The 20,521-nt window shown below is 58.3% G+C and carries 17 protein-coding genes; 9 read left to right on the forward strand and 8 right to left on the reverse strand.

Going from position 1 to position 20,521, the window contains the following annotated elements:
- The first annotated feature begins 211 nt into the window (after positions 1 to 211).
- The 7 genes from J3U87_RS06625 to J3U87_RS06655 all read left to right on the forward strand — a co-directional run bounded on the left by J3U87_RS06625 (position 212) and on the right by J3U87_RS06655 (position 7,274).
- Positions 212 to 604 (forward strand): PTS sugar transporter subunit IIA, encoded by a 393-nt coding sequence (locus J3U87_RS06625; protein ID WP_237382247.1) that lies wholly within the window; start codon positions 212 to 214, stop codon positions 602 to 604.
- 8 nt (positions 605 to 612) lie between these two features.
- Entirely contained in the window at positions 613 to 882 is a 270-nt protein-coding gene (locus J3U87_RS06630) for an HPr family phosphocarrier protein (protein ID WP_237382248.1), read from the forward strand.
- A 4-nt stretch (positions 883 to 886) separates the two neighbouring features.
- A complete protein-coding gene (gene ptsP, locus J3U87_RS06635; RefSeq protein ID WP_237382249.1) occupies positions 887 to 2,680 on the forward strand; it encodes a phosphoenolpyruvate--protein phosphotransferase in 1,794 nt (597 codons plus the stop codon).
- Between the two features lie 325 nt (positions 2,681 to 3,005).
- A complete protein-coding gene (locus J3U87_RS06640; protein ID WP_237382250.1) occupies positions 3,006 to 4,280 on the forward strand; it encodes an alkaline phosphatase family protein in 1,275 nt (424 codons plus the stop codon).
- Positions 4,277 to 5,146: a prepilin peptidase gene (locus J3U87_RS06645; protein ID WP_237382251.1), complete on the forward strand. Its 870-nt coding sequence runs from the start codon at positions 4,277 to 4,279 to the stop codon at positions 5,144 to 5,146. The genes J3U87_RS06640 and J3U87_RS06645 overlap by 4 nt, the downstream gene beginning before the upstream one ends.
- The gene (locus J3U87_RS06650) at positions 5,146 to 6,492 is read left to right on the forward strand and encodes an MATE family efflux transporter (RefSeq protein ID WP_237382252.1); all 1,347 of its coding nucleotides are present in this window, start codon (positions 5,146 to 5,148) and stop codon (positions 6,490 to 6,492) included. Before J3U87_RS06645 ends, J3U87_RS06650 begins: the two co-directional genes overlap by 1 nt.
- 287 nt (positions 6,493 to 6,779) lie before the next feature.
- A complete protein-coding gene (locus J3U87_RS06655) occupies positions 6,780 to 7,274 on the forward strand; it encodes a MarR family winged helix-turn-helix transcriptional regulator (protein WP_237382253.1) in 495 nt (164 codons plus the stop codon).
- Between the two features lies 1 nt (position 7,275).
- Here J3U87_RS06655 and J3U87_RS06660 read toward each other — a convergent pair whose 3' ends face one another.
- Entirely contained in the window at positions 7,276 to 8,853 is a 1,578-nt protein-coding gene (locus J3U87_RS06660) for a peptide ligase PGM1-related protein (RefSeq protein WP_237382254.1), read from the reverse strand.
- A 342-nt stretch (positions 8,854 to 9,195) separates the two neighbouring features.
- Positions 9,196 to 9,441 carry a GIY-YIG nuclease family protein gene (locus tag J3U87_RS06665; RefSeq protein WP_237382255.1) on the reverse strand — a complete coding sequence of 82 codons (246 nt, stop codon included), beginning with the start codon at positions 9,439 to 9,441 and terminating at the stop codon, positions 9,196 to 9,198.
- Positions 9,442 to 9,694: 253 nt separating this feature from the next.
- On the opposite strand from J3U87_RS06665, the gene J3U87_RS06670 reads away from it, so the two are divergent.
- Positions 9,695 to 10,294 (forward strand): hypothetical protein, encoded by a 600-nt coding sequence (locus J3U87_RS06670; protein ID WP_237382256.1) that lies wholly within the window; start codon positions 9,695 to 9,697, stop codon positions 10,292 to 10,294.
- 50 nt (positions 10,295 to 10,344) lie between these two features.
- Here J3U87_RS06670 and leuB read toward each other — a convergent pair whose 3' ends face one another.
- From leuB to leuC, 3 genes are read right to left on the reverse strand one after another with little or no spacing between them, the layout of a single operon-like run.
- Positions 10,345 to 11,457 carry a 3-isopropylmalate dehydrogenase gene (leuB, locus tag J3U87_RS06675; RefSeq protein WP_237382257.1) on the reverse strand — a complete coding sequence of 371 codons (1,113 nt, stop codon included), beginning with the start codon at positions 11,455 to 11,457 and terminating at the stop codon, positions 10,345 to 10,347.
- Entirely contained in the window at positions 11,454 to 12,032 is a 579-nt protein-coding gene (leuD, locus tag J3U87_RS06680) for a 3-isopropylmalate dehydratase small subunit (protein ID WP_237382258.1), read from the reverse strand. The genes leuB and leuD overlap by 4 nt, the downstream gene beginning before the upstream one ends.
- The gene (leuC, locus tag J3U87_RS06685; protein ID WP_237382259.1) at positions 12,033 to 13,463 is read right to left on the reverse strand and encodes a 3-isopropylmalate dehydratase large subunit; all 1,431 of its coding nucleotides are present in this window, start codon (positions 13,461 to 13,463) and stop codon (positions 12,033 to 12,035) included.
- A 1,234-nt stretch (positions 13,464 to 14,697) separates the two neighbouring features.
- Here leuC and J3U87_RS06690 point away from each other — a divergent pair.
- Positions 14,698 to 16,320, forward strand: coding sequence for a 2-isopropylmalate synthase (locus J3U87_RS06690; protein ID WP_237382260.1), 1,623 nt, complete (start codon positions 14,698 to 14,700; stop codon positions 16,318 to 16,320).
- A gap of 174 nt (positions 16,321 to 16,494) precedes the next feature.
- On the opposite strand, the gene J3U87_RS06695 is transcribed toward J3U87_RS06690, so the two are convergent.
- From J3U87_RS06695 to J3U87_RS06705, 3 genes are all read right to left on the reverse strand, one after another.
- On the reverse strand, positions 16,495 to 17,403 hold the full coding sequence (locus J3U87_RS06695) for a hypothetical protein (RefSeq protein ID WP_237382261.1): 909 nt from the start codon (positions 17,401 to 17,403) through the stop codon (positions 16,495 to 16,497).
- Between the two features lie 570 nt (positions 17,404 to 17,973).
- Positions 17,974 to 19,098 (reverse strand): ribosome small subunit-dependent GTPase A, encoded by a 1,125-nt coding sequence (gene rsgA / locus J3U87_RS06700; protein WP_237382262.1) that lies wholly within the window; start codon positions 19,096 to 19,098, stop codon positions 17,974 to 17,976.
- Between the two features lie 572 nt (positions 19,099 to 19,670).
- Positions 19,671 to 20,060: a response regulator gene (locus J3U87_RS06705; RefSeq protein WP_237382263.1), complete on the reverse strand. Its 390-nt coding sequence runs from the start codon at positions 20,058 to 20,060 to the stop codon at positions 19,671 to 19,673.
- Between the last annotated feature and the right edge of the window lie 461 nt (positions 20,061 to 20,521).

A 20,521-nucleotide genomic window follows, 5' to 3' on the forward strand; every position in this document is an offset into this window, starting at 1 on the left:
GATCCTGATTCGGGATCTTTGACGCTCCGTCACCGGTCTAGCCCACCAGAAGCGGTGTTTCCCCTTCTTCGTGGCCTATCCCTTTCTCTGATCGTTTCACCTCTTTCCCACCCTTTTTCCCGACCATTCCAAATCAGACCCCACCCGTTTCAAGAAGTCAGCAGTGTCCTTCAGCCCCAAATACACTACAAAGAAAGGCATATGAATACCTATGGTTAGCACTCTCGTGGTCACGCATGGTGAAGTCGCCAAGCACCTGATCGAAGCAGCGGAACAGATCATCGGCAAATCGGACTCCGTTGGACATTTTTGCGTGGACTGGGATCAGGATCTTGAATCCGCAAAAGAACAGCTCAAAAAGCTGATTGCCGAGGTGGACCGAGGCGAGGGCGTTTTGCTCTTGACCGACATATTTGGAGGAACACCGACCAATATCGCACTCACCTACCACAAGCCCCACCACGTTGAAGTGGTGACTGGCGTGAACTTGCCCATGATCGTCAAGGCGATGACTTTGCCGAGTGGTATTTCGGTTTCCGATGCGGGACGTCAACTCCGGAACCAAGCACAAAAATCGATTTATATTGCCAGCGAGTTACTGTAGGTGGGTTCATGATTACGCAACAAATCGAGATCACAAACAAGAAAGGTCTGCATGCCCGGGCTGCCGCCAAATTGGTCACCCTGACGGTCAAATTCGAGGCCCAGATCCTTGTGGCCAAGGGCGATAACGAGGTCAACGGCAAGAGCATCCTCGGTTTGTTGATGCTCGCCGCACACCAGGGCTCGTGGATCACGGTCAAAGCCCATGGAAAAGATGAAACCGAAGCCATCGATCGCATCAAAAACCTGATTGAGTCTAAATTTGAGGAATCGGAATAAGTCTATGGAAACGCTCAAGGGCGTCGGTGTTTCCAACGGAATTGTCATAGGCAAGGCTCTGGTAATTCTGGACGAGGAAACCGTCACGTTAGAAGAACACCTGGAATCTTCCCACATCGAGGAGGAAATTCAGCGGTTCCGTGATGCCCTGAACACCGCAAAAGAGCAGATCCGCAGCATCAAGAATCAAATCAAAGACCGAATCGGCGAAGAACACGCCTTCATTTTCGACACCCATATCCTGCTTCTGGACGACGGCACCCTTAAGAACGAAACCGAGAAGTTCATTCACCAGAACAGTTGCAACGCGGAATGGGCTTTCAGCCAGGTCCTGATGCGCGTCCTTCGCGAGTTCAGCAGCCTCGGCGACGCCTACTTCGTCGAACGCGGCAACGATCTCAAGGACGTCGGCAAACGGGTCCTGCAAGTGCTGGTGGGCGAAAAGAACAAACTCTTCGGATTTCAGAATTTGAGCCAAGATGTGGTCGTCATCGGCAGCGAATTCGGCCCCAGCAACATCACCAATTTCGACAATTCGCGCATTCTCGGCTTCGCCACCGATTTCGGTGGTCAAACAACCCACACGGCGATCATCGCCAAGGCCTTGGATCTGCCGGCCGTCGTCGGCCTCCACGATGTCACCAAACGCATCAAGAGCGGCGACACCGTGATCCTCGACAGCTTTTCCGGGAAGATCTTCAGCAATCCCGACGAGGCGACGCTCGAGAAATACCGCAAGATGATTCATATTTACAAGGAAGAGGAAGCCAACTACCGCAAGGATCTCGGCGAGCCGGCCACGAGCCCGGACGGCCTGGAGATCGAACTGCTCGCCAACATCGAGCTGGCGACGGAGGTGGATGGTGCGCTGACCAACGGTGCCCGCGGCGTGGGTCTCTACCGTACCGAATTCCTGTTTCTGGCCTGTGATCCCGAGCTCCCCACCGAGAAGACCCATTTCGAAACCTATTGCCAGATCGCCGAAAAGCTGAAGGACGAGGTCGTGACCATCCGCACCCTCGACCTCGGCGGCGAGAAGTTCTTCAATCGCACTTTCGTTCGCGAAAAAGAGATCAATCCCGTGATGGGTGTTCGCGGGGTTCGCCTGTGCCTGATGCGCAAGGACATCTTCCGCACCCAGCTTCGCGCCATCCTGCGCGCCGCGCACAAGTACAAGAACATTCGCATCATGTTTCCCTTGATCAGCGGCGTCCGCGAGTGGCGCACCACCCGCGATTTTCTCCAGGAAGTCATGGAGGAGTTGCGGAGCGAGGGGATCCCCTTCGAGGAGAATCCCTCCCTGGGCGTCATGATCGAAGTGCCCTCGGCCGCCATGGTCGCCGACCTGTTGGCGGAGGAAGTGGATTTCTTCAGCATCGGCACCAACGATCTGATCCAGTATTTCCTCGCCATTGACCGGGCAAACGACGATGTGAGCTACCTTTACGATCCCCTACATCCCGGTTTCGTGCGTCTGCTCTCGCAAGTCATCGCGGCGGCCCAAAAGAAAGGGATCGACGTCAGTTGCTGCGGCGAAATGGCATCTTCACCCATTTACGCCTGCCTACTGATTCTGTTGGGCTTGCGCAAGCTCAGCATGAACCCGTCCTCACTTCCGATCATCCACCACATGATTCGGGTCATGGATTTCACGCGAATGGGCAAATTGATCAACGATCCGGCCAAGGTTCCCACCGGCCCAGACACTCGGGCGGCGTTTCTCAAGGCATTTCGCGAGTTGCTCAGTGAAAACGATTTCACCCATCTCATCGGGGAAATCGACGACGAAGAGACCTGACCTCTCCAAGCCCAGCTCGCGAACATCTTCCCGATCGGGTTCCCGCCGGCAACCGAACCGCCTGGCGAACCCCGGCGTTGCGAAACCGACGCCGGGCAGGGATCGAACCGTGACCGAGCACGCGAGGCGGTATTTCCAGCCGGCTTCGGGAAGGGGCGGGCTCGCCACATCCCGTGATCGCCAGGCGATTTGTATCGCACCATTTCGGGGATTCGTTCAAAAACCGCTGTTTCCGGAAGGGCACTATGCTAATTTTTAGGATTGTATTCGGCATTGCCATCTCGAGATCTCATCATGCCTACCTCGAGAAATGAGGAGTCCTGTTTTGTTTCCTAGGATTGTGCTCTCCCTGCTCGTCTTCCTGGTGCTCCCCCTTCAGGCCGAAGCACCGGTCACCCCCACGATCATCATCAGTTTCGACGGCTTCCGCTGGGATTACATCGACCGCTTCGAAACCCCGCACATCGATCGCGTGATTCGCGAAGGGTTCCGGGTGAAGCGGGTCAAACCCAGTTTCCCCTCGCTGACCTTTCCCAACCACGTCTCCCTGCTCACCGGGCTCCACCCCCACCGGCACGGCATCGTGGGCAACCACATGTACGACCCGGTTCTTCAGCGCGAATTCCACAGTAGCGCCGCCACCGGCACCGACGATCCCCGGTGGTACCGCGCACCCATGCTTTGGGAAATCGCGCGAGAGGCGGGCATGAAGACGGCCGCCTTCTTTTGGGTCGGATCGGAAATGCAGGGACGCCATCCCGACCGTTTTTTCAAATTCACCTATAAGATTCCCATCTCCAAACGATTGGATCAGTTGGAACGCTGGCTGGATCCGGCGGATCATCCTTCTCCCGAACTCATGCTGCTCTACTTTTTCGAATCGGATACCGCCGGCCACGACCACGGCCCCGTCTCCCAGGAAGTCAAAGCCTGCGTGGCGGAGCTGGACGCCGCCGTCGGCCGCATCACGCGCATGCTGGAGCAACACAAACGCGAGGCCCACCTGTTGTTCGTGTCCGACCACGGCATGACCCCCATGCTCGGCAAGGGTTTGTCGCTGAAGAAGATCAAGGATTCGGTGCCCGCGGACCACTTCGATCGCCTGATTCACAACTGGTCGATCGTCGACCTATTCGTCAAGAACCCCACCGCGGAGCGGATCGACAAGGTTCTGGCGAACCTGCCCACTTCGCCCCACATCAAGTGGTATCGGCGCGAGGCGGTGCCACACCCTACCCATCCGATGCGCAACGGCCACATCATGGGGCTGTTGGCTACGGGAACCCAGGTCCAGGAACAAGAGTGGAGCGACGTCAAGGGGGGACACGGTTTCGACATCGATCATCCGGACATGGGCGCCACCTGTTTCGGTAAAAGCCCCGCCATCAAGCCGGGAAGCGTCTTGGAGAGAACGGACATCGTCGATTTCTTCCCGTTGGTGCTGCACCTGATGAAGTTGCCGCAGCGCAAGGTGGATGGTCGCCTGGCGGTTTGGTCGCCCATCCTGCTGGATCCAAGCGGCCGGGAGTCCAAACCGATGGATCGGAAAAAAGGTGGCCAAGACGCCGACAATTCGGGGTTAGGAGCAAACGGACAATGATGTATCTATGGGTCGCCATTCTCGGCGGGATCGCCGGCCACCTGGTTCGCCGCGTCACACCCATCGCCTTGAAAATGAAGGACACCCAACCCGTTTTTCGATTTCCCTGGGTCGAAGTGAGCGGCGCGCTCATCTTCGCCTTGGTCGCCCACCGCCTGGGCGTCGCCCCCGAGCAGTGGAAATGGTATCTCTTCACCACGCTGCTGCTGGCCATCAGCGTCAGTGACTACGCCACCAAACTCATTCCCGACATCTACACCTTCTCGGGAACCCTCGTCGGGATCGCGTCGACCCTGCTGTTTCCCGGCGACGTGATCACGCTTCTCGATCACCGCATGATGCTGCAATCAATGGGGATTCCGCCGCAACAGACGCTGCTCGCCGGTGCGGTGCTCGGCATCGGCGGTGCCGCGTGCGGTTTCGTCATGATGGAAGTCATTCGACGAACTTTTCGCGGCCTGCTCCAGATGGAAGCCATGGGCCTGGGCGACTCCCTGATCATGATGATGGCCGGGGCCTTCGTCGGCCCCCAGGTCGTGTTTCTCTCGCTGTTACCTGCCTGCCTGATCGGGGTGTTCACGGGATTCGTCTACAAGCTGCTCTTCAGCACGCCCCACGCGCCGTTCGGGCCTTCCCTTTCGATGGGCGTCCTGAGTATGGTCCTGTTCGGCGAATGGATCGTGGATACCATGAGAAATTACAACACCCTGCTGTACCAGCTTCCACCAAAGGCGCTGATCGCGCTCTCCCTGGCACTCATCGGCGTGGTCATCGGTTTGGTGCTGCGCATGAAGAAAAAAGCGGCGGAGTACGAGCGCATGATCGAGGAAGACTACGAAAAAATATCCGAGAAGCTTGACCCCTGATGTCCACGCTCACCCCCACGTATTCACGGGAACGATTCCAAGCCATCGGCCGCCTGTCCGCCCCCATCATCCTGGGCATGGGTTCCCAGAACGTGATGAACCTGATCGATACGATGATGGTGGGCACGCTCGGGAAGGAATCCCAGGGAGCGGTCGGCATCGCCAGCATGGCCCTGTGGGTGGTGACCTCCATCATCCAAGGGATCGGACCGGCGGTACAGGCGGTCACGGCGCGACGTCTGGGCGAGAAACAGTTCCAACGGCTGCACGAGTCGATCGTCAACGCGCTCTATTTCATCGTGCTCCTGGGCATTCCCTATTCCTGGCTGTTGATCGAGTTGATTCCGGACCTGTTCGGATACCTCTCCTCGGATCCCGAGGTCCAACGCGTCGGCACCAGCTACGCCACCATTCGCCTGGTGACCGTGGTCTTCATCGGCATCAACTTCAGTTTTCGCGGATACTTCAACGGGCGCAAGCTATCGATCCTCTACATGCAGACCCTGTTGATGATGCACCCCATCAATATCCTGCTCAATTACCTGCTCATCTTCGGCGCCTGGGGATTCCCCAAACTGGGCGCGGACGGCGCAGCCCTGGGAACCGCCATCGCCACCGTGCTGGGCAGCATGAACTACCTGCGGTTGCTCACCAAGCATCGCAACGAGGGCTTTTCCCTGTCTCCCCGGGTTCTGTCGGGAAACATCCTGACATCCATGTTGCGGCTGGCGATTCCCAATTGCCTTCAATCCTTCACGCTCTCGATGGGGTTCCTGATCTTCTTTCGCATCACGGCGATGGTGGGTACCGCGGCCCTGGCCGCCAACACGATTCTCATCAACCTCGCCCTGACGTGCATTTTGATCGCGCTCGGACTCGGCATCGCCACCATCACCCTGGTCGGCAACGCCATCGGTGAAAAGCGGCCCGACGAAGCCAAACGATGGGTCAAGGCGACGCTCACCATCGCCTGCATCTCGCTGGGTGTCTTCGGACTGGTTCTGGCGGCGGCGCCCGCGTTCTGGGTCGATTTCTTCACCGACGACCCCGAGGTCATCCGCATCGCCGTGATTCCGCTGATTCTGCTGGGCCTCAGCCAGCCCTGGGACGCGGCCGCGATCATCCTGATGCACGCCCATTTGGGGGGCGGTGCCTCCAAGGCCGTGATGGCCATATCCTTCGTCAATCAATGGCTCGTGTTCCTGCCGGGATGCTTCGTATGGGTCGCCTTTTTCGACGGAAACCTGCTGCACCTGTGGATCTGCATGATCAGTTACCGCTTTCTGCTGTTTTTGAGTTTTCTCGTCAGTATGAAGTTGGGCTTCTGGATTCGCTGGAATCTGTAGGAGGTACCCGCCCAGAGCACGGACCGGGTTTCGGATTCCGTCCAATGGGACGCGACAAACCCCACTGATGCCCCTCCGATGAGCGTGAATCGTTTGGGGAAGCGTCGATTCTCGACGATTTCGAGATGGCTCCTGCCGCTTGGATCCATCCGAGTACACCACCGAACAAGGATCCGGTCCCCCAAATCGCGTTGAAAATGCTATGTATTATCGGAGCGACGATGTGGGCCGGAACAGGTCCGGCTGCGGCCCCCTCGTTCGATCCAACCAAAAAAAGGAAGCGGGTTTTGGATTCTTCCTTCATTTGTCACGAGGTCCTGCGGAACCTCCGCAAGATCACGCGAGCCATCGACCTTCACTCCAAGCGATTGGCCCAGGAATACGGCCTGACCGGTCCACAAGCCATCATCATGCAAGAGATCCAGCAGGGTGGCGCCGTCCCGGTGAGCTCCCTGGCCAAGAGCGTGTCGCTCAGCCACGCCACCGTCACCGACATCCTCAACCGGCTATCCAAGCGCGGTATGGTGATCCGCACCCGCGACCATGTGGACAAGCGGCGCATGATGGTTTCCCTCACCGAACAAGGGGCCCAACTCCTGACCAAAACACCTTCGTTGCTCCAGGACCAGTTCATCTCGCGGTTCGAGGACCTCGAGGAATGGGAACAGACCCTCATCCTGTCGTCACTGCAACGAGTCGCCACGTTCATGAACGCCGAGGGCATCGACGCGAGCCCCGTGCTCACCAGCGGGCACATCACCCGCAAGGAAACCGAAATCTGAATCAGCCCACCAGCGGGGTGATCGCTTCGTTGACGTTGACCCTCATGTTTTGGGAGCGGCCTTCCGATTGAAGCGTGTCGACCGTGTGATGATAGAGCTGGAAGGCACGCGACGGATTTTCGGCGATGCAGACCGCACCCAGTTTGCCGAATTCCGAGAGTGCGCCGATGAGATGGAACACGACGCCCTGTTGGGTGGCTCCGTGAAAATGCAGCCTGCGGCAGACGCTGATGTCGATCAGGTCCTCGGGCGAGAGGCCGATGTAGGCCTCGTCGTGCAAATTGTCGGTAGCGTAGTAGTAACGAGGTTGACCGGAAGGCGTCAGGTACAGACCCGAGGCCAGATCGAACTCGCCGTCGGTCAGATACTGCAGCATCATGAAGGGATGGGTGGTACCGCCTTTGCGCAGGTTGATCTCGATGGCGTAATGACGCCACCCGTCGGCCTCCGGAACGGAGATGAAATCCACGCCGAATCGCCCGATCACCCCTCGCCGCGCCAACACATCGGCCACCAATTGACCCGCCGCCTGGATTTGCAGCCGGTAGACCTCGTCGGCGGGAAAGGTACAGCCCAAAAAGACCTGACCGTCGAGAATCTGATCGTGGGTGGACACGATCATCGGCTCGCCCAAAGGATTGACACGGCACTGAACCGAGGGAGAGCGCTTGCCCTCCCCTTCGATGAAGGCCTCCACCACGCCCCCCATCTCGGCGAACTTGACGGAAAAGGTATCCCAAGATTCGCCCTTGGCCTGGAACTCGAGCCGCTGGGCGACCTCGCTCCCCAGCCACTTTTGCAAGGCTTTTTCCTTCTCCGGACAGCCTTCGAATCGAAAGATCGCGTTGCCTTCCCCGGAGAACCCCTCGTTCAGTTTCACGACCGCCTTTCGCAAATGGGGATTGGCGAGACGCAGCGCCACCAACGAGTCGATCATATCTTTTTTGTCACGCAGATTCTCGAATCCAGGGGGCAGGTCGATGCCCGCCTCGTGAAAGACTTCGCGGCTGCCTGTCTTGGAACCGAACTCGGCGTACACGGGATTGCAGCCGTAGAGGGGAATGCCCATTTGCACGGCGAGGGTCCGTTCCAACGGGGTCACGTTGAAACAGGTGAGGTGTGCCGCCAGCGGATCGGGAATGGCGCGGCGAATGCGTTCCAGCAACCGCGGACGTTGCAGCAATTTCAACGAGAGCGGCACACCCGAGGCGTCGTGGCAGTTGAATAGAAGCAACCGTTTGCGGGCATGACCCACGGGAACACCCGGCAACAGATTCAGGAAGTAATCGATCACCGAAACATCCAGGGACTGGCTGGTGATGTAGATGAGTCGGGTCCGCGGCAAGCGCAACAACATCAACATGCACAACATGCGCTCTTCGTAGTGATGCACCCCCGATATGCGTTGGAGAACTTCGTGGTCCAGGCTCAAGCTGGGAATGACGACCACGGTCCGAGGTGCGTCCGGTTCGTCGAACACCACGCGAAACAGATGAGCCAAGCGCTCTTGAACACGGTTGAACAGCGTCAGCTCTTCGGGGGAACCGGGTGTCGGAGACAACTGCAAGTTGCGCAACATGCTCTTACCTCGGGAATGATCCCTAATCTAATGCCGATTCAGAATGGTGACAAAACCAACTTTGGTGATCTCGGGGATGATCGACCGCCGAACCTCGGTGGCCAAACACACATAAGATCCTTCTTTTCAGAACCTTGACTTGGAAACGATTGCGAATGAATCGATTCGGGTCAGGATGAAGAGGCTCATCGATCCCTGCGGATCTCGAGAATACCGTCGCATTTGGATTGGCTTTAATCTAGCGAACCCCACACCAGACAACAAGCGACAATTTGGTCAGGCACCGCAAATGTGAGCCCGGCCTCTCCCTCCCAGGCAGGAACTCGATTCCGGGCGAGCGACTCAGTCGCGGGCGTTCATCTCGGCCCGTCGGTGTAGCCGCACCTTTTGAAGTCGGGATAGCCGTTTGAGCTCTCGTTCCCTGCGCAGCGCATCGCCGCGGGAGGGCGCCGCTTCGCGGTAAACCACGGCGACCGGGCGTCGGCCCATCGTGTACTTGGCCCCCTTGCCGGCATTGTGGGTGCGGATCCGTGCCTCGAGATCATTGGTACAGCCGATGTAATAAGTGCCGTCCGCACATTGCAACATGTAAACACACCAACTCATGGGGCCATTATACCCGGAAACGACAAAGGCACGGCGGTCCCATCCCCAAATCGATTTCAAGTGGCTTCATCGGAACTAAAGTCATCCTCCAGTCTTTCAAACCCCATAGTGCCCCACATCACAACACATTTCTTTACAGAAAGACTGCTTTCATAAGTTCAATCTCCGCTTTGACCGTCAATTGGCTTGACGAGTCTCCATCATTTTGTCGCGGTTTGGCGTGGAGGTTTCAATCATGCAACACAAGACCGTTTCTGGACGCGCGCTTCGTTTCTTCGTTCTTCCCTTCTTGTTTTCCACCTTCCTGATCGGTACGGCGACGGCCGGCGACCACAACGTGGTAATCAACCACAAGCGCCTCACCAACGACCAGGTCCACGCCCTTCAGCGGCAACTCAACCTGCGCATCATGGACGGCCGCTACTGGTACGATCGCACCTGCGGTGCCTGGGGCTACGAGGGCGGACCCACGGCGGGATTCATCCTTGCCGGCCTCGATGTGGGCGGGCGCCTGCGGACCAACGCATCCAACGGCAACACCGGCGTCTACATCAACGGCCGCCAACTCCACTACCTGGATGTGGCCTACCTGCAGCGCATGTTCGGCACGGTGTACCGCGGCAGATACTGGGTGGACGCCTATGGCAACTTCGGGTACGAAGGTGGCCAGGCACTGGGTAACCTGGTCGCACTCAGCCAGCAGAGCGGCGGCAGCGGCGGTGGAGGCGGCGGAAGCACCTTCTACCGGGGCGACTACACCGATATCGGTACCGGCAGCAGTGGTGGGACCACCTACGTCATCGGCAAGGACTTTTCCTATATCAGCGGCTACTGAGGCCAGGGAAAGAAACCGGCACGAGCGGCCGGTTTCTTCGGTAGCTCACCTCAAAACCGGTATCCGAATCCCCGCGAGGACATGCTGAGACAGGCCGTGCAGGTGGACAGCAGTTCGCAAACCCGGTCGCCCACTTCGGCCGTGGTCATGGACTTGCGTTCGTCGCGCACCAGATCCACGGTCAAGGCGCCTTCGTGCACGGCACGCGCCACGGCGCGTTCCACCGCATCCGCCTCTTCGTCCAATTTCAGGGAATGACGAAGCAGCATGGCCGCACTCGAGATCGCCGCGTAGGGATTGGCGATACCCAGTCCGGCGATGTCGGGGGCGGAGCCGTGAATCGGCTCGTACAATCCGGGTCCGTCGTCGCTGAGCGAAGCCGACGGCAACAACCCCATCGAACCGGCGAGCACACTCGCTTCGTCGGTGAGAATGTCGCCGAACATATTCTCGGTCACGATCACGTCGAAATAATCGGGTTTCTGAAGCAGGTGCATGGCGGCGGCATCCACGAGCACGTGTTCCAATTTCACGTCGGGAAACTCGTCGTGAACGACCCGCTCGGCGGTGGCCCGCCACAGGCGCGACGTTTCGAGCACATTGGCCTTGTCGACCGAAGTCAGGCGTCCTTCGCGTTCCCGCGCCAACGAAGCCGCGATACGCACGATGCGCTCGACTTCGCCGACACTGTAGGTGCAGGTGTCGACGGCCACGTCGTTCTCGCGGGACTTGTGACCGAAATAGATGCCGCCCGTCAATTCACGGATGACGATCAAGTCCACGTCCCGCAACAGCTCGGGCTTGAGGGGCGCCTGATCGATCAGATCGGGATGGGGTTTGACCGGTCGAATGTTCGCGAAAACGCCCAACCCGCGACGCAACCGGAGCAGGCCCTGCTCGGGTCGCACCGGCGCGTTGGGGTCGTCCCATTTGGGTCCACCGATGGCGCCAAACAGCACCGCATCCGACTCGCGACACAGGTTCAAGGTCTGTTCGGGCAGCGGATCGCCACACTCATCGATGGCGATGCCGCCGACGTGCGCTTCTTCGAAGGAGAATTCGTGATCGAAGTTCTCGCCGACCATTTCCAGCACGCGCCGGGCCTGGACGGTGACTTCCGGACCGATGCCGTCGCCCGGCAATACCGCTATTTTGGCTTTCATGAGTGAGCCTCCTCGTAGGACTGGATCAACGCTCCCTGCTGCAGCAGAAACTCCAGGTGGTCAAGGCCGTTCAGCATGCAGTAGCGCGCGAACCCATCGATCTCGAACGATTCGCTGGTGCCGTCGACAGCCGTGGTCAGGGTTTGGGACGTTAAGTCGATCATGATTGCGGCACCGGGCGTACCGAGCAGCTTTTGGTGAAACGCCGGAGGGACGACGACGGGCAACAAACCGTTTTTCAATGCGTTGCTGCGAAAAATGTCGGCGATCCGGGTACTGATGACGGCCCGCAAGCCGCAGCCGAGCAGGGCCCAGGGCGCGTGCTCTCGAGAGCTGCCACAGCCGAAGTTGTCGCCGGCGACGAGCACCTGCGCGTCGCTGAATTGGGGCTGATTCAAGGGGAAATCGAGGTTGGATCCACCCGTGGCGTCGTATCGCCAATCCGCGAAGGCGTTCTCGCCCAGACCCGACTTATCGGTGACCTTGAGGAACCGGGCGGGAATGATCTGGTCGGTGTCGATATTGGTTTGGGGCAACACCACGGTCTTGCTCTCGATCTTGGTGAACACTTCCATTTAGACGCCTCCCAATTCGCGTGCATCGGTGATGACACCCCGCACCGCGGTCGCCGCCGCGGTGAGCGGACTGGCCAGGAAGGTACGACTTCCCTTGCCCTGACGCCCCTCGAAGTTCCGGTTACTGGTGCTGACGGCGTATTCACCGGGGCTCAGTTGATCGCCGTTCATGGCGATGCACATGGAACAACTGGGCTCGCGCCACTCGGCGCCCGCCTCGCGGAAAATGCGGTCGAGGCCTTCCGCTTCGGCCTGAACCTTGACCTCCTTGGATCCGGGCACGATCAGGGCACGCATGCCGGAGGCCACCTTACGGTCCTTGAACACGGTCGCCGCCTGACGCAGATCCTGAATGCGCGAATTGGTGCAGCTTCCGATGAAGACGACGTCCACCTTGTGCCCCAGCAATTGCTGTCCTGGCTCCAAACCCATATACTGGAGTGCTTTATGCTCACTGGGGGAGCCGTTGGGATTGGGCACATGGGCCCGGATCGGCATCGTCATGCCGGGATGGGTTCCGTAGGTGATCATCGGCTCCAGGGAAGCCGCGTCCAGGTCGACTTCCGCATCGAAGGTCGCCCCCGGATCGGTGGGCAGGGCACGCCAGCAGGCGAGCGCCGCATCCCAATCGGCACCGCTGGGCGCCATTTCACGACCCGCCAGGTAGGCGTAGGTGGTTTCGTCCGGAGCGATCATGCCGGCTCGGGCACCGGCCTCGATCGACATGTTGCACACCGTCATCCGCTCATCCATGCCGAGCGCCTCGATGGCCTCCCCGCGATACTCGAACACGTGGCCGGTACCGCCGCCAATGCCGATCTTGCCGATCAGGCCCAGAATCAGGTCTTTGGCGGTAACGCCGGGAGCCAGCCGGCCCTGCACGTTGACGGCATAGGTATTGGGCTTGTATTGCAACAAACATTGGGTCGCCATCACGTGACCCACTTCGCTGGTACCGATGCCGAAGGCCAGCGCACCGAACGCGCCGTGCGTGCTGGTGTGACTGTCACCGCAGACGATAGTCTTGCCCGGCTGAGTGGCCCCCAACTCGGGACCGATCACGTGCACGATGCCATTGCGGGAAGAGCTCAAATCGAACAACTGCACACCGAACTCGCGGCAGTTTTCGACCAGTTTGGCGACCTGGGCCTCGGCCAACGCATCGACAAAGGGGATGCGCCCACTCGGGGAGGTGGGAAGCGAGGGGGTCGAGTGGTCCATGGTGGCCAAACACTTGTCGGGCCGACGCAGGCGCAACCCGCGCCGGCGCAGCACGTCGAAAGCCTGGGGTGACGTAACTTCATGAATTAAATGAAGATCGATGTAGAGAACGGCGGGATTGTCGGCACTTTGGGGTTTGACGACGTGTCCGTTCCATACTTTTTCAAAAAGCGTTTCAGGTTGCTGTGGGGATGTTGCACCCTCGTTCATGGCAAAGCCTCCGATGATTACAAAAGGGACGACACTTCAGATAAAAGGCACCATCTACAATGTGCAATTCATAGTTGGATCCTGTCGCAACAAAAGCATAACCCTGTCCTTCAAAGCACAGTAAACCCATAACTCCTACCAATCTATCTCTCGATAAATGAGCAATAGATTCTCGAAGCATCAATCAATTCAATGCCACATTTGTATTCAGGAACACAAATGCATACTAATACCATTATCCATCCCCACGGAGAGGATGAAGACCGTGAATGTGGTTTCGGAAATTTCGAATGGTTCCCGGTGAGGGTGAGGATACTCCGCATCTTCGAGGATTCGGGAACCGGGTGATCATCGCGGGACAATCATGGGGGAACGTTGAGGAAAAAGGATTGGGGAATGGGGTAAACGGGTTTCGAATTGGGGGAAAACATGGGAAATCCGGGTTTGACCATCTCCGAAAACAAAAAAACCCGCGCTGGTAAGTGGCGCGGGTTCAACAACTTGCAATTTTGGTATTCGGCTATCCCACGCCACCTATAGGGCATCCTAGAATCGATAGTTCAATGCTTAGTAGGATGTGGTTGGTGGCGATGGAAACGTTCATTTGAAAAATGGTCCTTCGAAAAGGTTTTCTGGATCGTAGGCCACTTGATCTTTGGGGTCAAGTAAAAAAAATCACTTTCACGGTTCCTCACACAACACTCATCCAAAATGCGAGAAACCGTCTCGTCTCCACCACAACGCCGTGAAAAAACTACCGGCAAAGACAGCGTTCATTTATATCAATTAATAAGGCATCCATTCACCCAACCGAGCCGTTTTCAACATGACCAAAAATACTCGAGAAAAACTTTGACATTTTGGTTGCCACCCAAACCCCAAAGTGTTACTTGTTTTATATAGCAAGATTTTGTTCGGAGACACGTACATGGCCACCGATCTTTCCTTCAACCACAACGACAGCCTATACCTGACTTCCGATCTAGCTCTAGCCCTCCCGAGCCCCCCGTTCTGAAGCCACGTCTCACGACGCCACGGGGGGCCTCATACCGAGCGAACGGTATGAGGCCCTTTTTCTTTTCACGCTTACGTTCTCTTTCGTTCCCCCCAAGCCCCTTACAACGGCTCGCACTTGGTCTCGTGCCCTCGCCGCCGTTACCCCCAACACCCAAGGTGCAGCTCACGGCTTTCAGCCAAGGCTACTTACCGTCATTTATAGAGGAGATTTTTCATCATGGAGAAGAACGCTACCACTGAGCGTCCGGAGCAGATCGACCCGAAAACGTCAGACAATCGCGTGGTCATTTTCGACACGACCCTGCGTGACGGTGAACAATCGCCCGGCGCAAGCATGAATCTCTCCGAGAAAATCGTCATTGCGCAGGCCCTGCGCGATTTGCGCGTCGACGTCATCGAAGCGGGTTTCCCCATCGCTTCTCCCGGCGATTTCGAAGCGGTGCGCGCGATCGCCCGTCAGGTCCAGGGACCGACGATCGCCGGCCTGGCCCGCTGCCAGAAACAGGATATCGACCGCGCCTGGGATGCCTTACAGGACGCCACCCACAAGCGCATTCACGTGTTTTTGGCGACCAGCGCCATCCACCGCGAATACAAACTCAACATGGCCAAGGAAGAAATCGTGCGGCGCGCCGTGGAGGGTGTCACCATGGCTCGGGCCTACTGTGACGACGTGGAGTTTTCCGCCGAGGACGCCGCCCGCACGGAACCGGACTTCCTCGCGGAAGTGGTGGAGCGCGTCATCGAAGCCGGCGCGACGACGGTCAACATCCCGGACACGGTGGGCTACGCCATGCCCAACCAGTTTTCGGACCTGATCCATCACCTGAAATCCCACGTGCGCGACATCGACAAGGCGATCATCAGCGTGCACTGCCACAACGATCTGGGCATGGCCGTCGCCAACAGTCTCGCCGCGGTCAAAGCCGGTGCCCGCCAAATCGAATGCACCATCAACGGGATCGGCGAGCGGGCCGGCAACTGCTCGCTCGAGGAAGCGGTGATGGCGATGCGTACCCGTCGCGACTATTTCGATCTGGAAACCAACATCAACACCCGCGCCATTTTCCCAACCAGTAAGTTGGTCTCCAACATCACCGGCCTGCACGTCCAGCGCAACAAGGCCATCGTCGGGCAAAACGCCTTCGCCCACGAGGCCGGCATCCATCAGCACGGCGTGCTGAAGCACCAGGAAACCTACGAGATCATGAAGCCGGAAGACGTGGGCATCAAGAGCAACCAGCTCGTCCTGGGCAAGCACAGCGGCCGGCACGCGTTCCGCAACTGGGTGGAAGAGCACGGGTACACGCTTAGCGACGAGGAGTTCCAGCGAGCGTTCGAAGCCTTCAAGGTGCTGGCGGACAAAAAGAAAGATATCTACGACGCGGATATCGAAGCCCTGATCGAAGGTGGGCTCAACCGCCAGGACACACCTTGGCAGATCGTCTCCATCCAAACCAACGCGGGGACCAACGCGATCCCCACCGCCACCATCGCCTTGCTGCATGCCGGCGAGAATCGCCGCGTGGAGGAAGCCGCCTGTGGCGACGGTCCGGTGGACGCGTTGTACAAAGCCATCGAACGCGTGGTCGGCTTTCGGGTCCGTCTCAAGGACTACCAACTGCGAAGCATCACCCGTGGCAAGGATGCTCAGGGTGAAATCTCCATCGCGGTGGAAATCGACAACCGAACCTATCGCGGTCGCTCGGTCAGCACGGACATCATGGAAGCCAGCGCCAAGGCCTTCCTGAACGTGATCAACGGCTATATCAACCAGCGGGAACGGTCCTTGGCCAATGCGGCCGCCGGTGCCGAACAGCTTGTCGGCGCGCGTCCCTGATGCAGGCTTGAAAATCTCGGCGCGATCGGGGGGATTTCCGGTCGCGCCTTTATAGCAACTCGGGCGGCCCCGACTGCGACATCTCGAAAATCGGTCCGGTTTTCCGGGGCTCGCTTCACATAGCCGGAATCCGCGTCCGCCGTTTCCCGCGGCGGGGGCCACGAACCGCGCGTTCTAAAACGAACGGACCGAGCGAAGGACCCGAAACATTCCGGTGGAAGGATCGCGGGCCAATTCGAGGTAGGGCCTGCGATTGCCCGGCTCGAAGATGGCGATATGGGAATCGGTCACCGACACGCTGCCCTGAAACGATACCCGTTCGTGGTGATAGGTGCGGTAGGCGTTGATCAAATGACGGCACATCTGCATGAAATCGCTATCGTTTTCCTGGAATTCGAAGAAGAACGAGGCGATACCGTGATAGGCGAGCGCTTCGTAAATGCGCACCGCGGCGTCCTGCAAAATGCGGTACTCGGGATAACGTATGTCCATCAGATGCCGTCGATCGGCAAAGACGACGTAGGAGAAAATCGCCTCGGGGAACAGTTTCCGAAGCGGCACGAACAGGGTCTCGTACAGGGATTCGGCCTGGACGTCGATCTTGCCGGTCTTGCTCTCGAGAATGATGAGATGGCGCTTGGACAAATAGCGAAAGTCGAACAGCCCGTCCAGGTCGGTAACGTGCTGGTAACCCCACTTGCCCTGACCGGTCTTCTTCAGCAGGATCATGTTCGGGTAGCGCCCGATCTTGAGCACGTAGCGCTTGGTGTTGGCCACCACGTAGTTCTCACGGTTCTTGGGATCGAAGCTCTTGTCGAAGAGCCCGCCGATCCTGCCGCGATTCTGGTCGAAGCGCTGCAGAAAGCGTTTCATGACGCGGCGCGCGATGCGTTCGGCCAGGTCGCCCTTCATGTTGGGAATGCCGGTTTCGTCGAAGGGATAGGTGGAACACAACAGATCGCCGAGCGAGTAGAGCCCGTAACGTCGACCCGTGACCTCGTAACTGATCAGCAGCTTTTCCGATTCGGGCAGATCCTGATTGATGGGATCGTTGGAATGGTGCAATTTGAATTTGGTCCGCATGCCGTGTGAGCGCGTGCAGGAATACACAGGTGGTTCACCTGAAAAAAAGTCCCAAGGAATCGGTAGATACCGAAAAAAGGGAGAATGGGTAAAGCTCTGACTGGTCATGACGGAAAGCTTATCCTATTACAAATCTTTGGGTTCAACAAGCACAAGCATGGTGGCGAGCCCCGGAACCACCGCCACGCCATTGCCGCGAAGGACCGGTAGTGGTTCGTCTCCGGCGAAGAAAGGGAAGGATTGGTGATGGCCGAGTTCGAGGGGGTACCCCGAACCCGGCCGTTTCGTGCGAACGCCTCCAGCAAGTGCCCATCCAGGAACAGGGTCGTTATGAAAACGCTCCTCCGAATCGGCAGGGTCGCCAAGACCAACCGGCAACGGCAGCCAGGAATCAGGCACCAGCTAAACACCTCTGAACACGTATCTTGCTGAGATCTGACCCCTGAGACCTGATGCCGTACCCATCCAGTCAAACCACCTTGGGAGTTGTCCTCCTTTCATTTCTGGATGGGCTCTGGCCAACCTGGCGCGATTGCCTCGCGAAAGGTTGCAGCCAGAAAGCCGATCGGCTCATCGGTTGGAAAAGTCGCGAATCAGTTTGCCCAGCGCCTTCTCGCGCTGCTTGCGGGCCATGCGGCCCTGAAGGGTTTGCAGTTCTTCGTGTCGCAACAGCTCTTTCTTTACTTTGCGGTAGCTGTCGAGACGCCGTTGGGCCAGTTCCCCGCCGGCAACCGCGTCCAGGACCGCACAGCCCGGTTCGCTTTCATGGCGACAATCGCGGAACCGGCATCGCCGAGCCAGGTCCTCGACATCGGCGAACACCTGCTCCAAGGCTTCGTCTCCCTGCCAGAGCGCCAGCTCGCGAAGCCCCGGGGTATCGATCACCATGGCACCGTTCGGCAGCCGAAACAACTCCCGGCTGGTGGTGGTGTGTCGACCCCTTTGGTCCGAGGCCCGTACGGCCAGGGTGGCCTGGCGATCGGCGTCGAGTAGATGGTTGGTCAGGGTGGATTTGCCCACCCCGGAAGAACCGAGCAACGCCACGGTCTTTCCGGGCTGGAGGTAGGCAGCCAGCGCGTCGAGTCCTTCTCCGGTCATGACGGAAACCGGGTGAATCGGCGTTCCGAAGGCGACCGCTTCCGCTTGTTCCACGATCTCATCGGGATCGGGATGGAGATCGGCCTTGGTCAGGACGACCACCGGCCGTGCGCCACTTTCCCAGACCAGGGTGAGGTAGCGCTCGAGGCGAGCCGGGTTCCAATCTCGGTTCATGGAACTGACCAACCAGACCCAATCCACATTGGCGACCAGCGGCTGGCCATCGACGGCGCCCGGCGCTTTACGGATAAGGCAGGTTCTTCGGGGCAGCACCGACTCGATCTGGAGTTCGCCCGCACCGGGCTGACCGCGCCACGCCACCCAATCCCCCGTTACCGGCAGATCGGCGCCGGAAACCGTCTGGTGGGAAAGGCGACCCGAAAAAGATGCCAGACAGGTCCCCCCGGCGGTGGCCAGATCACATAAACCGCGCCGGACGGCAATCACCCGACCCGGCTGGACCCGGGCATCGCGAGCTTGACGGGCGCAGTGATCGAACGCCTCCGCCCACGTCGCATCCCAGCCCAGCGGACCCAAGTCCCTTTCATGGGGATGGATATTGGCATCGTTACGAGAATTTCCTTGCTTGTCGCACATTGAAAAAACGCTCCTCGAAAGGCAGCGAGAAAGACACCCACTTCCGGGACCCGGCACCGAGCCGCGTGGAAAACACGCGTACGCAAGGGACCATGCCGAACGCACACCAAGAGCTGTCAGGCTCTCGAGAGGGCTGACCTTCTCGGTTCAAACCCAGGCACGAATTGTCAGAAGGAGCGTTTTAGACAAGCATAAAGTACATCTTCCCAAATTTTCAAAAACAACCCCACCTTATCGAGAAATCGCAAGGGGGTCAATAGCGTTCCATCCGAACCGCCGTTGACCGCGGACGTTCACCACAAAACCACTTGATCTTGTAAAGCGTGAATCGCTTCGAAAAGTCGGCCGGACCGGCCGACATACTTCAGTTCCGACCCTCGCAGCATGCGGGAACGTCTCGGCTAAATTGTTTCGGCAAGTTCAGCCGGCGGGCTTACCGTCCCTGCCGAACCTCCCAGGCACAACGAACCTCTCGGCATTCGGGGACTCCGCGGGGGTCCGTTTCGAGAGAGGTCAGCGGGAAAACGGGGTCGAATCGAGTTCGCCGAAACCCCTGGAGGACGTACGCCAAACTAGGTCTTTCCGGTTTTTTGGGCGCACAGTTCCCCGACCGAGGCCAGGAGATCGGGCAGGTGAAAGGGCTTCGCGAAGGTCCTGTCCGCGCCGAGTCGTTCCGCCACGTCCAGGTAGTTGAGGTGCTCGCCTCCCCAGCAGGTGGCCCCGGAAATGGCGATCACCTTGATCTCGGGCGCGAGGTCCCGAAGGACGCGAAGTATGTAGATGCCCTCCTTTTCGGGCATGACGATATCGGTGATCACGAGGTCGGGCGGCGAGCACTTCACCTGCCGCTCACCTTCTTCACCATTGCAGGCGGTCCGCACCTGATAGCCCTTTCGGGAGAGTGCGAGACTCATCAATTCAAGAGTCGCCGGGTCATCATCGATAATCAACACGTCGTTCATTCGTTCCTCGAATTACGGCGAGTCGCGATTTCACCGCGATCGCACGGGATCACAGAGCTCAAAATCCCCAAGACCCAAAATTCACACACCCACACACAGTCATTCGAGAAACCGAAAAATCAATCGCCAGCACAAAGCCAAGACAGAATTTAATCAGGATTCGAAGAAGAGTTTATCATATTTCTAAATTAGCAATTACATTAGTTTTTACCCATCAATCACCAACCTTTTTACATCTACTATATCGATGTATTCAGATGCCTGAAAAATAACGACTTTTTCATGCGAACACATCAGATTCGAGAAAGTGCCCGGACTACATATAATCAATCATTATCAAGGACTCACCCAAAACGCCGAACCGGTGCGTTCGGGCTCCCGAGCACGAAGATTTGGGGCTGTACGTCGACCCATCCGCTGGTTATACTGGGCTAATCGACTCCCCGACCCTAAGTGCGGGT

Source organism: Sulfidibacter corallicola, from assembly GCF_017498545.1.
Lineage (GTDB): Bacteria > Acidobacteriota > Holophagae > Acanthopleuribacterales > Acanthopleuribacteraceae > Sulfidibacter > Sulfidibacter corallicola.